Annotated in this window: 15 protein-coding genes; 6 read left to right on the plus strand and 9 right to left on the minus strand. The window is 65.7% G+C overall.

The annotated features are described in order from the left end of the window. Nucleotides 1-15 precede the first annotated feature (15 nt). The gene (locus B6V72_RS12780; RefSeq protein WP_088735733.1) at nucleotides 16-939 is read left to right on the plus strand and encodes an ornithine cyclodeaminase; all 924 of its coding nucleotides are present in this window, start codon (nucleotides 16-18) and stop codon (nucleotides 937-939) included. Between the two features lie 19 nt (nucleotides 940-958). Here B6V72_RS12780 and B6V72_RS12785 read toward each other — a convergent pair whose 3' ends face one another. From B6V72_RS12785 to B6V72_RS12795, 3 genes are read right to left on the minus strand one after another with little or no spacing between them, the layout of a single operon-like run. Continuing rightward, the gene (locus B6V72_RS12785; RefSeq protein ID WP_088735734.1) at nucleotides 959-2,137 is read right to left on the minus strand and encodes an aminotransferase class I/II-fold pyridoxal phosphate-dependent enzyme; all 1,179 of its coding nucleotides are present in this window, start codon (nucleotides 2,135-2,137) and stop codon (nucleotides 959-961) included. Further along, nucleotides 2,137-3,360 carry a TCR/Tet family MFS transporter gene (locus B6V72_RS12790; protein WP_088735735.1) on the minus strand — a complete coding sequence of 408 codons (1,224 nt, stop codon included), beginning with the start codon at nucleotides 3,358-3,360 and terminating at the stop codon, nucleotides 2,137-2,139. The genes B6V72_RS12785 and B6V72_RS12790 overlap by 1 nt, the downstream gene beginning before the upstream one ends. Nucleotides 3,361-3,406: 46 nt before the next feature. Then, nucleotides 3,407-4,078, minus strand: a complete 672-nt coding sequence (locus B6V72_RS12795) for an HAD-IA family hydrolase (RefSeq protein WP_088735736.1) — start codon at nucleotides 4,076-4,078, stop codon at nucleotides 3,407-3,409. Between the two features lie 107 nt (nucleotides 4,079-4,185). Between B6V72_RS12795 and glmU the strand changes: the two genes are divergently transcribed. Genes glmU through B6V72_RS12810 form a run of 3 tightly spaced genes read left to right on the plus strand, consistent with a single transcriptional unit; the run spans nucleotide 4,186 to nucleotide 8,198 of the window. Further along, the gene (gene glmU / locus B6V72_RS12800; RefSeq protein ID WP_088718915.1) at nucleotides 4,186-5,532 is read left to right on the plus strand and encodes a bifunctional UDP-N-acetylglucosamine diphosphorylase/glucosamine-1-phosphate N-acetyltransferase GlmU; all 1,347 of its coding nucleotides are present in this window, start codon (nucleotides 4,186-4,188) and stop codon (nucleotides 5,530-5,532) included. 3 nt (nucleotides 5,533-5,535) lie between these two features. Continuing rightward, on the plus strand, nucleotides 5,536-7,350 hold the full coding sequence (gene glmS / locus B6V72_RS12805; protein WP_088726832.1) for a glutamine--fructose-6-phosphate transaminase (isomerizing): 1,815 nt from the start codon (nucleotides 5,536-5,538) through the stop codon (nucleotides 7,348-7,350). Then, on the plus strand, nucleotides 7,347-8,198 hold the full coding sequence (locus B6V72_RS12810; protein ID WP_088735737.1) for a DNA alkylation repair protein: 852 nt from the start codon (nucleotides 7,347-7,349) through the stop codon (nucleotides 8,196-8,198). The genes glmS and B6V72_RS12810 overlap by 4 nt, the downstream gene beginning before the upstream one ends. On the opposite strand, the gene B6V72_RS12815 is transcribed toward B6V72_RS12810, so the two are convergent. The 3 genes from B6V72_RS12815 to B6V72_RS12825 form a co-directional block, all read right to left on the minus strand. Next, complete coding sequence (locus tag B6V72_RS12815) at nucleotides 8,193-8,882, minus strand: D-lyxose/D-mannose family sugar isomerase (protein WP_075774455.1); 690 nt, start codon at nucleotides 8,880-8,882, stop codon at nucleotides 8,193-8,195. The genes B6V72_RS12810 and B6V72_RS12815 overlap by 6 nt on opposite strands. Before the next feature lie 26 nt (nucleotides 8,883-8,908). Next, a complete protein-coding gene (locus B6V72_RS12820; RefSeq protein ID WP_075774454.1) occupies nucleotides 8,909-9,682 on the minus strand; it encodes a gamma-glutamyl-gamma-aminobutyrate hydrolase family protein in 774 nt (257 codons plus the stop codon). A gap of 123 nt (nucleotides 9,683-9,805) precedes the next feature. Beyond that, nucleotides 9,806-10,867: a Hint domain-containing protein gene (locus tag B6V72_RS12825; protein ID WP_088735738.1), complete on the minus strand. Its 1,062-nt coding sequence runs from the start codon at nucleotides 10,865-10,867 to the stop codon at nucleotides 9,806-9,808. Nucleotides 10,868-11,074: 207 nt separating this feature from the next. Here B6V72_RS12825 and B6V72_RS12830 point away from each other — a divergent pair, with 207 nt between their 5' ends. Both B6V72_RS12830 and B6V72_RS12835 read left to right on the plus strand, forming a co-directional pair. Continuing rightward, nucleotides 11,075-11,311 carry a hypothetical protein gene (locus tag B6V72_RS12830; protein WP_088725103.1) on the plus strand — a complete coding sequence of 79 codons (237 nt, stop codon included), beginning with the start codon at nucleotides 11,075-11,077 and terminating at the stop codon, nucleotides 11,309-11,311. An 11-nt stretch (nucleotides 11,312-11,322) separates the two neighbouring features. Continuing rightward, a complete protein-coding gene (locus B6V72_RS12835) occupies nucleotides 11,323-11,670 on the plus strand; it encodes a hypothetical protein (RefSeq protein WP_075774451.1) in 348 nt (115 codons plus the stop codon). 342 nt (nucleotides 11,671-12,012) lie between these two features. Here the strand turns inward: B6V72_RS12835 and B6V72_RS12840 are convergent, their stop codons facing one another. The 3 genes from B6V72_RS12840 to B6V72_RS12850 form a co-directional block, all read right to left on the minus strand. After that, nucleotides 12,013-13,251 (minus strand): aminopeptidase, encoded by a 1,239-nt coding sequence (locus B6V72_RS12840; RefSeq protein WP_088735739.1) that lies wholly within the window; start codon nucleotides 13,249-13,251, stop codon nucleotides 12,013-12,015. An 80-nt stretch (nucleotides 13,252-13,331) separates the two neighbouring features. Beyond that, a complete protein-coding gene (gene galE, locus B6V72_RS12845; protein WP_088735740.1) occupies nucleotides 13,332-14,303 on the minus strand; it encodes a UDP-glucose 4-epimerase GalE in 972 nt (323 codons plus the stop codon). Beyond that, nucleotides 14,304-15,608, minus strand: a complete 1,305-nt coding sequence (locus tag B6V72_RS12850; protein ID WP_088735741.1) for an SEL1-like repeat protein — start codon at nucleotides 15,606-15,608, stop codon at nucleotides 14,304-14,306. Nucleotides 15,609-15,612 lie beyond the last annotated feature (4 nt).

A 15,612-nucleotide genomic window follows, 5' to 3' on the forward strand; every position in this document is an offset into this window, starting at 1 on the left:
AATGAAGGAGACGACATGAGCCCGAAGATCATCCCCTATGACATCGCGGAAAAGCTCGATTGGCCCGGCGCGATAGCTGCATTGCGCGCGGGCCATACGCGCCCGAAGGCGGAGTTGGGCGATACGTTTCTAGGACCCTCGGATGCGGTGCTGCTGAGCCGCGCGGCTTACATTCCGGGGCTGGGTTACGGGGTGAAATCCTTCACCGTGTGCGATGGCAACGCCAAGGCGGGGCTTCCCACGGTGCAAGGCGCGATGGTGGTGTTCGAGCCCGAGCATGGCCAGCCCACCGCGATCGTCGATTGCCCGCTGGTGACCGAGTTCAAGACGGCTGCCGATTCCGTTCTCGGCGCGCAACTTCTGGCCCGCCCGGACAGCCGCCGACTGCTGATCGCGGGCGGGGGCCGGGTCGCGCGCTCGCTGATCGCGGCCTATGCGGCGGGCTTTCCGGGGCTGACGGAGATCACGCTCTGGACGCGCCGCCCCGAGCAGGCGCAGGAGCTGGCGGCTGGGCCTGCCCCCGAGGGCGTCACGCTGCGTGCGGTGAGCGATCTCGCCGAAGCGGTGGCCGAGGCCGATATCGTCAGCAGCGCCACGATGGCGCGCGCGCCGGTCCTGAAGGGCGAATGGGTAAAACCCGGCACCCATGTCGATCTGATCGGGGCCTACAAGGCCGATATGCGCGAGGCCGACGATGCGCTGATCTCGACGGCGAGTCTCTTTGTCGACAGTCGCGACACCACATTGGGCCATATTGGCGAACTGCTGATCCCGATCCGCGAAGGGGTGATCACGCCCGAGGCGGTGAAGGCCGATCTCTACGACCTCATCGGCGGCGCACGCGGGCGGGAAAGCGCCGAGGAGATCACGCTCTACAAGAATGGCGGTGGCGCGCATCTCGACCTGATGATCGCCGACTGGATCTCGCGCGCAGGCTGAGTGTCAGCGCTGCACCTCTTCAAACCTCGGCCTCTTCGCGCAGGATGCGGGCGATCTGGGCGGCATCGTCCGTCGAGAAAGTCAGCGGCAGGCGCAGGTCAAGCAGCGTCGCCAGCACCGCATCGGTGCGCGGCAGGTTCTGCGCTTCTGCGTAGCGCCAGCTGTCATGGCGCGAGGTGAAGCCCGCAGGCTCATCCGCGCCGAACCATTTCAGCTCAACCCCGCGGGCCGCAGCCCGGGCGACGAAATCCAGCATCTCGGGGGCGGAGCGCCCCGGCAGGCGGAACTGGAAGGACGAGCCGACATAGCTCTCGGCCTCGGGGCGTTCGATCAGCGCCACACCCTCTGCCCCGGCAAGCCCGGCCTCGATTTCTCGGTACAGCGCATTCCAGCGCGCCACCCGATCCGCCAACGTCGGCAGCTGCGGGCGCAGGATCGCGGCGCGCAGATTGTCCATTCGGCCCGAGACATTGGGCGTGTCGTATTTCAGCCCCTCGAACACCTCCGGCCGCGGCGCGGCGCGGTGCCGCTCATAGAGCATGTAGCTGCCCGACAGCAGGATCATCCGCGCCGCCAGTTCCGCGTCGTCGGTTACGATCAGACCGCCCTCACCCGAATTCATGTGCTTGTAGGTCTGGGTCGAATAGCACCCGATCGCGCCATGCCGCCCCGAGGGGACACCGCCCCAAGCCGCCCCCATCGTATGAGCGCAATCCTCGATCACCGTCAGATCATGGGTGCGCGCGATCTCCATCAGCGCATCCATGTCGCAGATATGGCCGCGCATATGGGAAAGCATCAGCACCCGCGCCTGCGGGGCTTTCGCCGCCAGATCGTCAAGGTCGATGGTCAATTGGTCGGTGACCTCGACCAGCACGGGCTTGCCGCCGACCGCCGCGATGGCGCCGGGCACGGGCGCAAGCGTGAAGGCATTGGTCAGCACCGGATCGCCCGGACCGACGCCCACGGCGCGCAGTGCACAGCCCAAGGCATAGCCGCCCGAGGCCACCGCAAGGCAATAGGGCGCACCGGTCAGCCCCGCGAATTCCTCCTCCAGCAACGCCACCTCGCCCGGTTCACCCGGCACCGTATTGTAGCGATGCAGACGTCCCGAGCGCATCACCTCGACGGCACGTTCGATCGCCTCCTCCGGGATCGGCTCCTGCTGGGTGAAATTGCCGTTGAAGACCTCGGACATCACTCGACCTTTCTTGCACGCACGAACAGCGCCAACGCCGCCAGCAGGATTACGGAGGCCACGAAAAAGGCCATGTCCGGCGTGCGGATCGGGGCGTTCTCGGCGAGGAATATCCCGAACACTTGGGTGAAGAACAAGGTGCCCGCCAGCATTGCGAGGTTCATCAGCGCGGAAATGCCACCCTGCAGCGCGCCCTGCGCATCCTCGGGCACCGCGTTGGACATCAGCGAGGCGATCATCGGATGCACCAGCCCCTCGATCCCGGTGATCAAGAGGACGATCAGTACCATCACCAGCGAGGTCGACAGCCCCAGCGCAATGGTCATGCCGATCCCGACGATGAGCCCGATCGCCGCCACTCGCGCCTCGCCCAGTCGGGACGCGAGCGGCCCAGCGAGTCCGCCCTGAAAGATCGCCGCGACGACGCCATAGCCTGCGAGTGTCAGCCCCACCATTCCCTCGGACCAGCCGAATTTCGCCATCCCCCAATAGGGCCAGATCGCGGGATAGACCGCCGAGGCGAACAGATAGACGCCAAGGGCAGTGCCCATAGGCAGCACGCCCGGATACCGCGCGAAGACTTTCAGCGTGCCCAGCGGATTGCAGGCGCGCCAGTTCACCGGACGGCGCAAGCCCTGCGGTAGACTTTCAGGCAGCACGATCAGCCCGTAGATCAGGTTCAGCCCCGAGAGCGCGGCGGCGACGAAGAAGGGAATGCGCGGGCCAAGCTCGCCCAGAAATCCGCCAAGCGCGGGCCCCGCGATGAAGCCGAAACCGAAGGCCGCGCCGATCAGTCCGAAGGCGCGGGCACGCTCGGCCGGCGGGGTGATATCGGCGAGATAGGCGTTCGCGATGACGTAGGACGCGCCGCAGATGCCAGCGACGATCCGGCCCACGAAGAGCCAGAGCAGCGTCGGCGCGAAGGCGTGAAACAGGTAATCGACACCCAGTCCGCCAATCGCAAGCAAGAGGAGCGGACGCCGCCCGAAGCGATCCGAAAGGTTGCCCATCAGCGGCGCGAACAGGAATTGCGCGAGGCTGAAGGCCGCGAACATCCAGCCCCCGATCCGGCTCGCCTGCGCCAGATCGACGTGGCCCACATCCGCGATCAGCGAGGGCAGCACGGGAATGATCAGGCCGAACCCCACCATGTCGAGAAACACCGCGATCAGAACGAAGGCGGTGGCGTGAAAGCGCGAAGGACAAATGGGCGCTGCGGTCATGGCTGTTGAAGGGGCCATCCGGGGCGGCACAGCCCCGCCGCGCTCCTCATCCGAGCATCCGCGCCACGAGCGCGGGCAGATCGTCGAAATGGTCGAGCATCGCCTCGGGCGCGAGACGCTCGATGCCACGCCCCTCGGGCCCGAAGGTCACGAGAACGCAGGGCACACCGACGGCACGAGCGGTCTCGCGATCGGTATTGGTGTCGCCCACCAGCAGAGAGGTCTCGACCTTACCACCCGCACCCTCGACGGCGGCGAGATATGGGTCGGGTGAAGGTTTGCGCAGCGGCAGCGTATCGGCACCGATCAGCGCATCGAAGAGACCGGTGACGCCGAGCCGCTCGAGCAGAACACGTGCGAGACCTTCGGGCTTATTGGTGCAGACAGCCGTGGCAAAACCCTGATCACGCAGCGTTTTCACGGCCGCTTCAGCCCCGGGATAAAGCTGCGTATGCCGGTCGATATTCTCACCGTAATGCGCGAGTAGCGGGTAATAATCGGCCTCGACCAAGGCTGCGATCTCGCTCTCCGCCAAGCCCAGTCGGCCATAGCCCGTCTTGAGCATCGCGCGGCCACCGTGGAAGGCGATCAGCGCGTCGCCCGCGGGATCGAGAAGCGGCGCGTGGCCGCGCGCCGTGAAGCAGGCGTTGGCCGCCGCGATCAGATCGGCGGAGGTGTCGGCCAAAGTCCCGTCGAGGTCGAAAACCACCGTGCGCATTGCCCATTGCTCCTTCCGTAACACCGCGAAAGGAAGCGTGAAGACGCACCACTTGCGGCAAGCAAGCCAATGGTTAAAACGGGGCCGAGCAGAAGAAAAGGTATCTCATGGCGATTGCATTGATCACCCTCGCGGCGGGCCAAGGCACCCGAATGAACTCCGACCTGCCGAAGGTGCTGCATCAGGTGGGCCGCGCGCCGCTTGTGGCCCATGCGCTGGCCGCCGGACGGGCACTCGAACCCGAGACCGTGATCGTCGTCGCAGGTCACGGTGCCGAGAAGGTGAAGAAAGCCGTCGCAAAGATTGATCCCGAGGCACAGATCGTGCTGCAGGAAGAGCAGCTCGGCACCGGCCATGCGGTGGCGCAGGCCCTGCCTGCGCTCGACGGGTTCGACGGCCGCGTAATCGTGCTTTACGGCGACACGCCCTTCATCCGCCCCGAGACGCTGGAGCGGCTCGCGGCGTCCGAGGCGGCGGTGACCGTGCTGGGCTTCGAGGCCGCCGATCCGGGCCGATACGGGCGCTTGGTGGCGCAAGGCGACACGCTGGACCGGATCGTGGAATTCAAGGATGCCACGGATGAAGAACGCGCCATAACCCTCTGCAACTCTGGCGTTATCGCCTGTGACGCGGTGCTTCTGACCGAGCTCGTCGCGGGGCTGTCGAACGAGAACGCTTCGGGGGAATACTACCTCACCGACATCGTCGAAGCCGCACGCAAGAAAGGTCTCTCGGCCAAGGTCGTGACCTGTGATGAAGCCGAGACGCTGGGCATCAACACCCGCGCCGAACTCGCCCGCGCCGAGGCCCTCTTCCAGGAACGGATGCGCGCCGAGGCGATGGAAAACGGCGTGACCATGGTGGAGCCCGCCAGCGTCTGGTTCGCGCTCGACACCTATATCAGCCGCGATGTCGTGCTGGGACCGAATGTCGTGTTCGGCCCCGATGTCACCATCGAATCCGGTGCGGTGATCGAGGCCTTCTGCCATCTCGAAGGCTGCCACATCTCGCGTGGCGCCACCGTCGGTCCCTTCGCCCGCCTGCGCCCCGGCGCGGAGCTCGCCGAGGACGTGCACATCGGCAACTTCGTCGAGGTGAAGAACGCGATCCTCGCCGAAGGTGTGAAAGTCGGCCATCTGACCTATCTGGGCGATGCCGATATCGGTGAACATACGAATATCGGCGCGGGCACGGTGACCTGCAATTACGACGGGGTGATGAAGCATCGCACGACTATCGGCGCGAACGCCTTCATCGGCTCCGACACGATGTTGGTGGCCCCGGTGACGGTGGGCGACGGCGCGCTGACGGGCTCGGGATCGGTGATCTCGAAGGACGTCCCGGCCGAGGCGATCGCGATCGAGCGCTCCGAGCAGGTGAACCGCCCGGGCCTCGCCACGAAACTCTTTGCGAAGCTGCGCGCGGAGAAAGCGCGCCGCATGAAGAAAGATTGATAAATGTGCGGAATTATTGGCGTTCTCGGGAAGCACGAGGTTTCCCCCTGGCTCGTTGAGAGCCTCAAGCGGTTGGAATATCGCGGCTATGACAGTGCCGGGATCGCGACGGTGAACGAGGGCAAGCTGGACCGCCGCCGGGCGGTGGGCAAGCTGTGGAACCTGTCCGATCTGCTGGTGCATGAGCCGCTTCCGGGCAAGTCGGGCATCGGCCATACCCGCTGGGCAACCCATGGCGCTGCAACCCAGGGCAATGCGCATCCGCATCGCTCGGGGCCCGTCGCGGTCGTGCATAACGGCATTATCGAGAATTTCCGCGAGTTGCGGGCCGAGCTGGCCGAGGCCGGGATCACCCCGGAGACGCAGACGGATACCGAAACCGTCGCGCTGCTGACGCGGATGTTCATGGATCGCGGCATGGACGCGCGCGAGGCGGCAGTCGCGACGCTTGGCAAGCTCGAAGGGGCGTTCGCCCTGCTGTGGCTGTTCGACGGCGAGGACGATCTGTTGATCGCGGCGCGCAAGGGCTCTCCGCTCGCGATCGGGCATGGCGACGGCGAGATGTTCGTGGGCTCGGACGCGATCGCGCTCGCGCCGATGACCGACCGGATCACCTATCTCGAAGAGGGCGATTACGCCTTCGTCACCCGCGCGGGTGCCGAGATTTTCGACGCCGAGGGCCGCCGCGCGAACCGCGACGAGAGCCGCATCGACCTAGGCCAGGCGCAGGTCGAGAAGGGTGGCTACAAGCATTTCATGGCGAAGGAAATCGCCGAGCAGCCCGTCGTGCTTGCTGACGCTTTGCGACATTATCTGCCCGAAACCGGGCTGAACCTGCCGGATGACTTGGACTTTTCCAACATCGACCGGATTGTCCTGATCGCCTGCGGCACGGCGCATTACGCCTGTGCGGTGGCGAAATACTGGTTCGAGGAATTCGCGCGTATCCCGGTCGAAATCGACGTGGCCTCGGAATTCCGCTACCGCGAACCGCCCTTGTCGAAGCGCAGCCTCGCCATCTTCGTCAGCCAGTCCGGGGAGACAGCCGATACGTTGGCCGCGCTGCGCTATTGCTCCGAGCGCGTCGCGAAGACCGTGGCCGTCGTGAACGTCCCCACTTCTTCCATCGCGCGCGAAGCCGACATCATGTTGCCGATCTTCGCCGGCGTTGAGGTCGGCGTGGCCTCGACCAAGGCCTTCACCGCGCAGCTTCTGGTTCTCGCAGTCATGGCGCTGAAGGCGGGTCGCGACCGCGGCGAAACGGACGCGGCGACGCTTGCCGCCCATGCCGAGACGCTACGCGCCCTGCCCGGCCTGCTCAATCAGGCGCTGGCGATTTCCGAGCCGATCTCGCATCTGGCCGAGCAACTTGCCGAGGCGCAGGACATTCTCTTCCTCGGACGCGGCGCAATGTATCCGCTGGCGCTGGAAGGCGCGCTGAAACTCAAGGAAATCAGCTACATCCATGCCGAAGGCTATGCCTCGGGCGAGCTGAAGCACGGGCCGATCGCGCTGATCGACCGCACCGTGCCGGTGATCGTGATGGCGCCCCATGACAAGCTCTTCGACAAGACCGTGTCGAACATGCAGGAGGTGATGGCGCGCCACGGGATGGTGCTGTTGATCTCCGACAGCAAAGGCATCAGCGCGGCGCAGGACGGCACTTGGGGTACGCTGCAACTTCCTGATATCGCAGAACCTTTCGCGCCGATCCTTTACGCGGTCCCGGCGCAGCTGCTCGCCTATCACACGGCGGTCGCGAAGGGCACCGACGTCGATCAGCCGCGCAACCTCGCCAAGTCGGTGACGGTCGAATGAGCCGCAAGAGGGGCAAGAAGCGCGTCGCGCGGCCGAGCGCGGCGGATTACGCTCCGCTCGACCCGGCGGAGGACGCAAAGCTGCGCGCCGAGGCCGAGGCCTACGCGGCCTCAGATGCGGAATATGAGAGCTTCACCGAGGCAGAAGACGCCGGCGAGCCGCTCGGCCCGCCGCCCACGCTGGAAGATGCGCTTTTCGCGCTGGAAAGCTGGGCGGATGCCGAGAAAGCCGCCGAAATGGCCGCCTATCACAAGGCGGAGCGGCGCTATTTGGGCGTGGCCGTGCCCGCGATCGAGGACATGGTCGCACTATGGCGTGGCCAGCTCGACGTGCCGGGGCGGATCGAACTCGCCCGGGGACTTTGGGACAGCGACATTCACGAGGCGCGGATCGCGGCGGCCAAGCTGCTGACGCAAGCGCGGCTGCGCCCTGACGACGCCGCATGGGAGTTGATCGCAAGTTGGGTGCAGCAATTCGACGCTTGGGCGATTGCCGATCACGCGGCCAAGGCGGGCTCGAAACGGCTTCAGGCCGAGCCCGCGCGGCTTGACGAAGTGGCGGATTGGGTGCGCTCGGATCACATGTGGACGCGGCGCGCGGCCTTCGTCTTCACCCTGCCCTGGACCAAGCAACGCAATCCCAGGCCCGAGGACGAGGCGGTCCGCGACGAAGTTCTGGGCTGGGCCGCGCAACTGGCAGAGGATCGCGATTGGTTCATCCAGAAGGCCATCGCATGGTGGCTACGCGAGCTGAGCAAGAAAGACCCGGCGCGGGCACAGGCCTGGCTGGCCGAGCACGGCGAAAGGCTGAAGCCTTTCGCCCGCAAGGAAGCCAGTAAATACTTATGAGTACAGGAACTTGTCGTAGTCGCTGACCAGCAGGTGGCGGGGAGCTTCGTCTTCCTCGATCTCGGAGAACCGCCCGATATCTTCGCGGAAGATGTTGTCGGTGTTGTCGTCATTGACGGTCGAGACCTCGCCGATCAGAACGTCGCCGCCCTCACCCCAGAAGGCATGCCAGTCGCCGGGGCGCAGGGTCACGCTCTCGCCCGGACGCAGGATCAGAACCTCGCCGGGCTCGTAGCGGCGCGGGACACCGTCACACATCACCTGCCCGCCCGCAGTGTCGTCAAATTTGCCATCTGCATCAGAGCCGTAGAGCTCGATCGCGAGGTTCGCGCCGCCGCGGTTGATGATGTCCTCGGCCTTGATGATATGGGTATGCATCGGGCTGATCTGGTCCTTGCGCGAGATCAGCAGCTTTTCGGCATAGGCCATGCCGTGCCCCGCCTGAAGATCGCGTAGATCGCCGTTGCGCAGGGTGAAGAGGAACAGGCCCAGCTTGTCGAAATCGCCCTGACCGTAGTCGGTGATGTCCCAGCCCATCGCGGCTTCCACGATGCGCTGCGCCTGGGGAAGGCGCGCCTTGAACTCGGCCGGGCTCCACCACGCGAAGGGCGGCAGGCGGAAGCCGAATTCCTGGATCATATCCTCGGCCGCGGCCATGATTTCGTTCACGCGCGAGCGTTTCATCTGTCTCTCCGTTTTGTCTTCGCGGCTCAGGCAACGCAGGCGGCGGGCCGTTCGCCGCGCGCCCAAGCGCGTACCGCATCGCCGAATGCCTCGAACAGAGGCCGCGAGACCGGATCTTCCGCCGCACGCCATTCGGGATGCCATTGCACCGATAGGGTAAACCCGGGGGCGTCCTTAACATAGATCGCTTCGGGAGTACCATCGGGGGCGCGCCCCTCGATCACGATCCGCGTACCAGCGGTGCAAACGCCCTGCCCGTGCAGCGTGTTGGTCTCGACCTCATCCGCGCCGAAGAGACGCGCGAACCTGCCGCCGGGTGTAAGCGTGACCATGTGACGGTTCGAGAACCCTTCCTCGAGCGTCCCCTCGGGGGGCATCCGGTGGTTCAATCGCCCGGGAAGCTCGCGGATCTCGGGGTGGAGCGTGCCGCCCATCGCGACGTTTACCTCCTGAAACCCCCGACAGATGCCAAGGAAGGGCTGCCCGTTTTCAACGCAGGCGCGCACCAGCGGCAGGGTGATCGCGTCGCGGGCGCGGTCGAAGGTGCCGTGCTTTTCCGTCGGCTCTTCGCCATATTCATGCGGATGGACGTTCGGCCGCCCGCCGGTCAGAAGGAAGCCGTCGCAGACCTCCATCAACTCCTGAACGGACACATATTCGGGATCGGCGGGGATCAGCAGCGGGATGCAATCGGAGACCTTGCTCACCGCTTCCGAGTTGAGCTGCCCGCCTTCATGGACGGGGTAGCGGTCACCTACGAGGCCTCTATTGCCGATGATGCCGACGACGGGTCTGGTCATTGAATTCTCCTTTGTCCCGAAGCTAAGGCGGCGTCCGGGCGGAGAAAAGGCGCAAAATGCGCACGAAGCCGTGCATCTGACGCACAGCCCAAGCTTGCAGCGATCTCCCGCGGATTTGCCCGTTCACGCGGCCAGATCATGGCGCAGGATCGCGGCCTCGGAGGGCTTGAGCGCGCGGCGCGCGAAGGCGCCATAGCTGAGCGGGTTCTCCGCGACCTCGGGCAGCAGTGCCTCGAGCCCCGCGCGCTGATCGCGAGCGATCATCTCGAGCCGGGTCGAGGCGGGGTGGAAACTCTCCGTCTCGAGCCCGTTCGCGGTCAGCACCTGATGGCGCTCGAACATCAGGTGGATGTAGCTCAGGCCTTTTACCATGCCCTCGAAGCGGATCTCGTGGCCATTCACCAGATCGCATGCGCGCACCAGAACCTCGTCCTCGGCGAACAGCGCCTGTGCGGCGCGGCCCCGCACCAGCATCCGGTGCTGCGGCGACACGATCAGATCGCGGTCGGGCCGCGCGATGCCGAACGCTCCGGCCGAGATGCGCACCGGGCGCAGATGCGGCATCGCATGGAGCCGCGCGCCGGAGATGTCGCGCTTCCCGATCCAGCAGATCGGCTGCGCCCCGTCATCGCGGGTCATCACGCGGTCGCCCTCGCGCAAAGCTTCGACCGGGCGGCGGCCCCGGTCGGTTTCGATCAGCGTGCCGGGCGTGAAACAGATGACGCCCGCGGGTCCCTGCCGCGCCGCTTTCGGTCGCAGATCGAGGGCGCGATCAACCACCCACAGATCGCTGTCCACCGGCGGCATCCGACCGGCGAACATCAAGATGCGGGTGCCGCTTTCGGGCAGTTCGATCAGGGTGACGACATAGGCGTGATAGCCATCAGTCACGGTAAAGCTTTGATTGGGCGTCTCGATCTCGTCGGGCTCGTCGAGCGTGCGGGGGCTTCCCACCGCCTCGCCCAAAAGGCGGCGCACCGCGCGGGCGGCTTTCGTGCGCCGCTCCGCCTCGCCGCGCGCATTATGCAGGATGAGCCGATCGTTTGGCCCGTCGACGCAGATTGCCTGCCCCGTCCAGCGCCAGCACGCGCCAACGGTCACGACATCCAGCGGCGGCACCGGCGTGCCGTCGACCTCTGTCTGCGCCCATGAAATGACGAAGGTGCCCTGATAGCCCGCCTTCATTGCTCTGATCCTGCCCGTATTTTTGCGAGGACTTATGTCTGCCCCCTGCTTATTGAGTGTCACGGTATCATGATGAATTTCCGATGTGAATCCCCATCTTGACGCTTGGGGCAAGCCGCATTCACCGAAACTTGCGCGCGCCCGAGCTTGCCCCGCGCCCGCGCAACTGCATCTTCCGTCGGGAAGAGCAGCCTGAGGAGACTCACGATGAAAGCTATTGCCCTGATCGCAGCCCTCGCCTGCGCCGCGATGCCATCGCTGGCCGCCGCGCAGCAGCAGCCGCTCAATGCGATTGAGATTCAGCGCGTTCACGCTCTGGTCGGAAATGTCGACCTGTCCAACCTCACCGACCGCCAGATAGTGCAGATCAAGGACGCGCTGGTTCAGAATGTCGATCGCACCGCGAAAGAGACGCTGATCCGCATGGCGCTGAAGAAGAAATGAGGAACCTGCTTATGACCATTCGACTTACCGCTTCCGCGCTTGGTTGCAGCCTGGCAGTCGCTCTTGGCCTCGGCACCGGCATTGCGCAAGCGGGCGCCGCGTCGCAACCGCCCGGCGGCCTCGGTCCGCAAGCTCCCAAACCGCAGAGCTCGAGCGGCCCCGACCCGGCCTATTTCATGCCCGCCAATCCGCATCTCAGCATGCTCGATCAGACGCGCGCCGCGAAATTCGCAAAAGGCAAGTCGCTCGAAGATATCGGCTTCACGCAAGTCGCGGCGATCGAGAACGCATTGCTGCATCCCTCGCTCGCGCAGAACCGCGAGGCGCTCATCACCAAGAGTCTCGATACCGGTCAGTGAGCAATACGGGAATTCGGGCTCTTTCCGCTCAGGCTGGGCACCGCCCGGCCTGAACGCGTTTTCGGGGAGGAGGATCGAAAATCCGCATCGGCCGGGCGGCCCTTCACACGGCGCAAGATGCGCGGGTTGCCCAAGAGGGTCAGCCAAGCACGACCCTTGCTTTCAGATTTCGCCTAGTTTCCGTTTTCGTCAAGCGGCACCCGCGTAGCGCGGTGCCCTGCTACCCCGGCCGTTTCGAACTGCGCAGAACGGGGCGAAATTCCCTGCATCCGCACAAAAAATAAGCGCCCGACACACCAATCGGCGTGTCGGGCGCTATACTTTGTCAGGTTCCGCGGGCGATCAGGCCCATTCGCCCTTGCGGAAGACCGGGACGCGGGTGCCGTCGGGCTTGATGCCGTCGATATCGGTCTCGGGACCGCCGATCATCCAGTCGACATGGATCATCGAGCTGTTGCCGCCCTTCGCCGCGACCTCGTCCGCGCTCAGCTCGCCGCCGTTGATGAAACATTTCGAATAGCACTGCCCCATCGCGATATGGCAGGCCGCGTTCTCGTCATAGAGCGTGTTGAAGAACAACAGCCCCGAGGCCGAGATCGGCGAGCCGTTCGGCACCAGCGCGACCTCGCCCAAACGGCGCGCGCCCTCGTCGGTGTCGATCAGCTTTTGCAGCACCGCCTCGCCGCGGCTGGCCTTCGCCTCGACCACTTTGCCGCCCTCGAAACGCATCTCTATATTCTCGATCAGGCTGCCTTGATGCGACAGCGGTTTGGTCGCGCGAACGATCCCGTCGACGCGCTCGGCATGGGGCGTGGTGAAGACCTCTTCGGTCGGGATGTTCGGGTTGCAGACGACGCCGTTATTGGCCTCCGACGCACCACCGCTCCACTCGTGATCGTCGGCGAGACCCACGGTCAGATCGGTGCCACCACCGGTGAAATGAAGCGCCGAGAAGCGCTGCTCGTTCAGCCAGTCGCGGCGCTTGCGCAGGGCGGCGTTATGCGCCTCCCAAGCGGCGACGGGATCGGGCTGGTCGGCGCGCGAGGCCGCGAAGATCGCGTCGGCCAGTTTGCCCACGGCCTCTTCCTCCGGCAGATCGGGGAAGACGCGCTTGGCCCAGGCCACGGTCGGGTAGCTCACGATCGACCAGTTGATCTCGAAATTCGAGATTTTCTCCAGCGCCGGCTTGTAGGCGATGGAGTTGGCCTTGCCCGCGCGCGAGACTTTTTCCGGGTCCTGTTCCGACAGCAGCATTGGGTCTTCGCCCACGATCGCCATGCGGGCCGCGCCGCCTTCGTAGGCTTTCGCCATGCCCTGATAGAGCCAATCGGGCGCACGGTCGAAGCTGGCATCCTTGGCGTTCTCGAACCGGGCCAGCGTGATCTGACCATCGCTGAGGATCGGGGTGAACGTGCCAGCGCCCGCGCGATAGGCTTCGGCGGCGATCCGGCGCACCAGCGGCAGCGCTTCGACGGGCGCAGTCAACACCAGATCCTGACCGTCTTGCAGGTTCAGCCCCACCTGCACGGCAACCTCGGCCAGCCGGTCGAGAAGTTGCGGATCGATTGCGTCGCTTGCCATGAGAGCCTCCTGAGTTGCGTTGAGCCGCAAGATAGATGGCTGGGCGGCAGGCTCAACCCCGGCGATGGGCGAACCCGAGGTCAGAGACCGAACCACGGGGCGGCATGGGACACGATCTCGTCAAGTTCACGGTAGCGCGCGGTAAAGCCCAGAGCGTCGCGCGCCCGCGACGGATCGGCCACCAGTTCCGCCGGATCGCCGGGGCGGCGCGGCGCGTCCTCGAAGGGCACCTTGCGCCCCGTCACCCGCTCGACCGAGGCGATCACCTCGCGGATCGACGCGCCCCGTCCGGTCCCTAGGTTCAGTTTCAGGCTATCTCCGCCGCCCTCCAGGTGATCGAGCGCCAGAAGATGCGCGCGGGCCAGATCGTCGACATGGATATAGTCGCGGATGCAGGTGCCGTCGGGCGTCGGATAATCCGTGCCGAAGACCTTCACCGCCGGGCCCTGCCCCGAGGCCGCACGCAGCACCAGCGGGATCAGATGGGTTTCCGGGTCGTGGCGCTCGCCGATCTCGCCGCTCGGCTCGGCGCCGCTCGCGTTGAAGTAGCGCAGGGCCGCGAACCGCAACCCGGTCGCGGCGGCGGCATCCTCCAGCATCCATTCGCAGATCAGCTTGCTGCGGCCATAGGGGTTGATCGGGTTTTGCGGCGTGTCCTCGGAAATCGGCAGCGTCTCGGGCGTGCCATAGGTGGCGCAGCTCGACGAGAAGACGATCTTGTCGAGCCCCACCGCCTGCATCGCGCCCAGAAGGGCGGTCATCCCGCCCAGATTGACGTTGTAATAGCGGGTGGGCTCGGCCACGCTCTCACCGACATAGGCCAGCGCCGCGAAATGGATCACGGCATCGATCCGGTGGCCCTCGAGCGTCGCCTCGACCAGTTTTCGGTCGCGCAGATCGCCTTCGACGAGCGGCCCCCAGCGCACCGCATCGGCATGGCCGCGCGACAGATCGTCAAAGACCACAGGGGTGTGCCCCGCCTCGGCGAGCGCCTTGCAGCAATGCGACCCGATGAAGCCCGCGCCCCCGGTGACCAGAACCTTCGACGTCACTTAGGCGCCCCACCCGTCGCGCAGCATCGCCCCCACGATCTCGGGCGCGAGAACCCCGTCACGGCAGGCCATATCGCCCGGCATCTTGCCGCAGGCGCGCTCCATCGCGCGCAGCGTTCCGCGCCCGGCGAAGCCGTCGAGCGGGCCACGGTACAGCCCCTGCTTGGCGAGATGTTTCTGGATCAGATAGACCGCGAGCCTCGGATTGGCCTTGAAAAGGTCGCGTGCCTCTGCGGCGGACATCTTGGCCATGGCCGGCGCGATCTCTCCGGCGAGCGGCGCGAAATCTGCGTCGTGCCGATGCATCGCCGCGCGGATGGTCATCTCGTAATTCGCCCGCTCTTCCGGCGTGAACAGATCGGCATGCGCTTCTAGGAACGTCGACGCCCTCTTGGGATCGCGCCGCACGTTGTAGGCGTTGCCATCGCGCAAGAGACCGACGAGATAGCGCGCCGCCGTGCGGTTGCCTGCTTCGGCGGCCTCACGCAGTTGCGCCACCGCCATCTTGCCATCACCGCGCATCGAGATGCCCCAGATGCGGCGTGTGGCGTCGAGCACTTCGATCCGCTCGTTTCCGGCCGCACGGGCGGCCTTGGCGTAGCCGTCGAACTTGGCCCGCGAGACCTTGCCGCTGCCGAGATAGCCATACATCGCGCCCTCGGCCAGCGTCGCATAAGCGCTGCCGATGCCCGCGGCCCCTGCGCGCTGCAACATCGTCTCAGCCGCGGCCGGATCGCGCTGCGACCACATCATCTCCTCGCCAAATTTCCACAAGCCGGTCGCGTCGCCCGCCTCCGCCGCAGTCTCGAACAGGTCGCGCGCCTTTTCGCGGTTCCGGGGCACGCCGATGCCATAGAGATAGGCTTCGCCCAGCTTGATCGCCGCATCCCGGTTTCCCGATTTCACCTGCGCCTCGAGAAGGGCCCGGCCACGGTCGGTGTCGCGCGGCAGCACCCAGCCGCCCAGCAATTGCTCGCCCAGCACGCGCGCGGCGCCAGCATCGCCGGCATCCGCGGCTTGCGACAGGAGCTCCATCGCGCGGGCACGATCCGTCGGGACCGGACCACCCCAGAGGAGCAGCTCTCCGGCCATCCGCGCGGCCTGGGCATTACCCTCCGACGCCGCGCGTTCCAGCATCGCGAGCCCCGTCTCGGGATCGGCGGGAACCTTCGGTGTCCCCCAGATCAAATCATGAGCACGCGCCGTCGTGTTGGGCTGCGTCTCCTCTGCCTGCACCGCGCCACCTGCGACGCAGAGCACGAGGGCGAAAGCCCCCAACGTGTCGGTCCAAATCTTGCGTGACATAGGT

It is taken from the genome of Thioclava sp. F34-6, assembly GCF_002213235.1.
GTDB classification, from domain to species: domain Bacteria; phylum Pseudomonadota; class Alphaproteobacteria; order Rhodobacterales; family Rhodobacteraceae; genus Thioclava; species Thioclava nitratireducens.

Coding starts and splice junctions, on each gene's coding strand:
- B6V72_RS12820 (WP_075774454.1), bottom strand. CDS start 9,682: ATGACCAGACCCGTCGTCGGCATCATCGGCAATAGAGGCCTCGTAGGT.
- B6V72_RS12810 (WP_088735737.1), top strand. CDS start 7,347: ATGAGCCGCAAGAGGGGCAAGAAGCGCGTCGCGCGGCCGAGCGCGGCG.
- B6V72_RS12795 (WP_088735736.1), bottom strand. CDS start 4,078: ATGCGCACGGTGGTTTTCGACCTCGACGGGACTTTGGCCGACACCTCC.
- B6V72_RS12790 (WP_088735735.1), bottom strand. CDS start 3,360: ATGACCGCAGCGCCCATTTGTCCTTCGCGCTTTCACGCCACCGCCTTC.
- B6V72_RS12815 (WP_075774455.1), bottom strand. CDS start 8,882: ATGAAACGCTCGCGCGTGAACGAAATCATGGCCGCGGCCGAGGATATG.
- B6V72_RS12825 (WP_088735738.1), bottom strand. CDS start 10,867: ATGAAGGCGGGCTATCAGGGCACCTTCGTCATTTCATGGGCGCAGACA.
- B6V72_RS12835 (WP_075774451.1), top strand. CDS start 11,323: ATGACCATTCGACTTACCGCTTCCGCGCTTGGTTGCAGCCTGGCAGTC.
- B6V72_RS12840 (WP_088735739.1), bottom strand. CDS start 13,251: ATGGCAAGCGACGCAATCGATCCGCAACTTCTCGACCGGCTGGCCGAG.
- B6V72_RS12780 (WP_088735733.1), top strand. CDS start 16: ATGAGCCCGAAGATCATCCCCTATGACATCGCGGAAAAGCTCGATTGG.
- glmU (WP_088718915.1), top strand. CDS start 4,186: ATGGCGATTGCATTGATCACCCTCGCGGCGGGCCAAGGCACCCGAATG.
- glmS (WP_088726832.1), top strand. CDS start 5,536: ATGTGCGGAATTATTGGCGTTCTCGGGAAGCACGAGGTTTCCCCCTGG.
- B6V72_RS12850 (WP_088735741.1), bottom strand. CDS start 15,608: ATGTCACGCAAGATTTGGACCGACACGTTGGGGGCTTTCGCCCTCGTG.
- B6V72_RS12830 (WP_088725103.1), top strand. CDS start 11,075: ATGAAAGCTATTGCCCTGATCGCAGCCCTCGCCTGCGCCGCGATGCCA.
- B6V72_RS12785 (WP_088735734.1), bottom strand. CDS start 2,137: ATGTCCGAGGTCTTCAACGGCAATTTCACCCAGCAGGAGCCGATCCCG.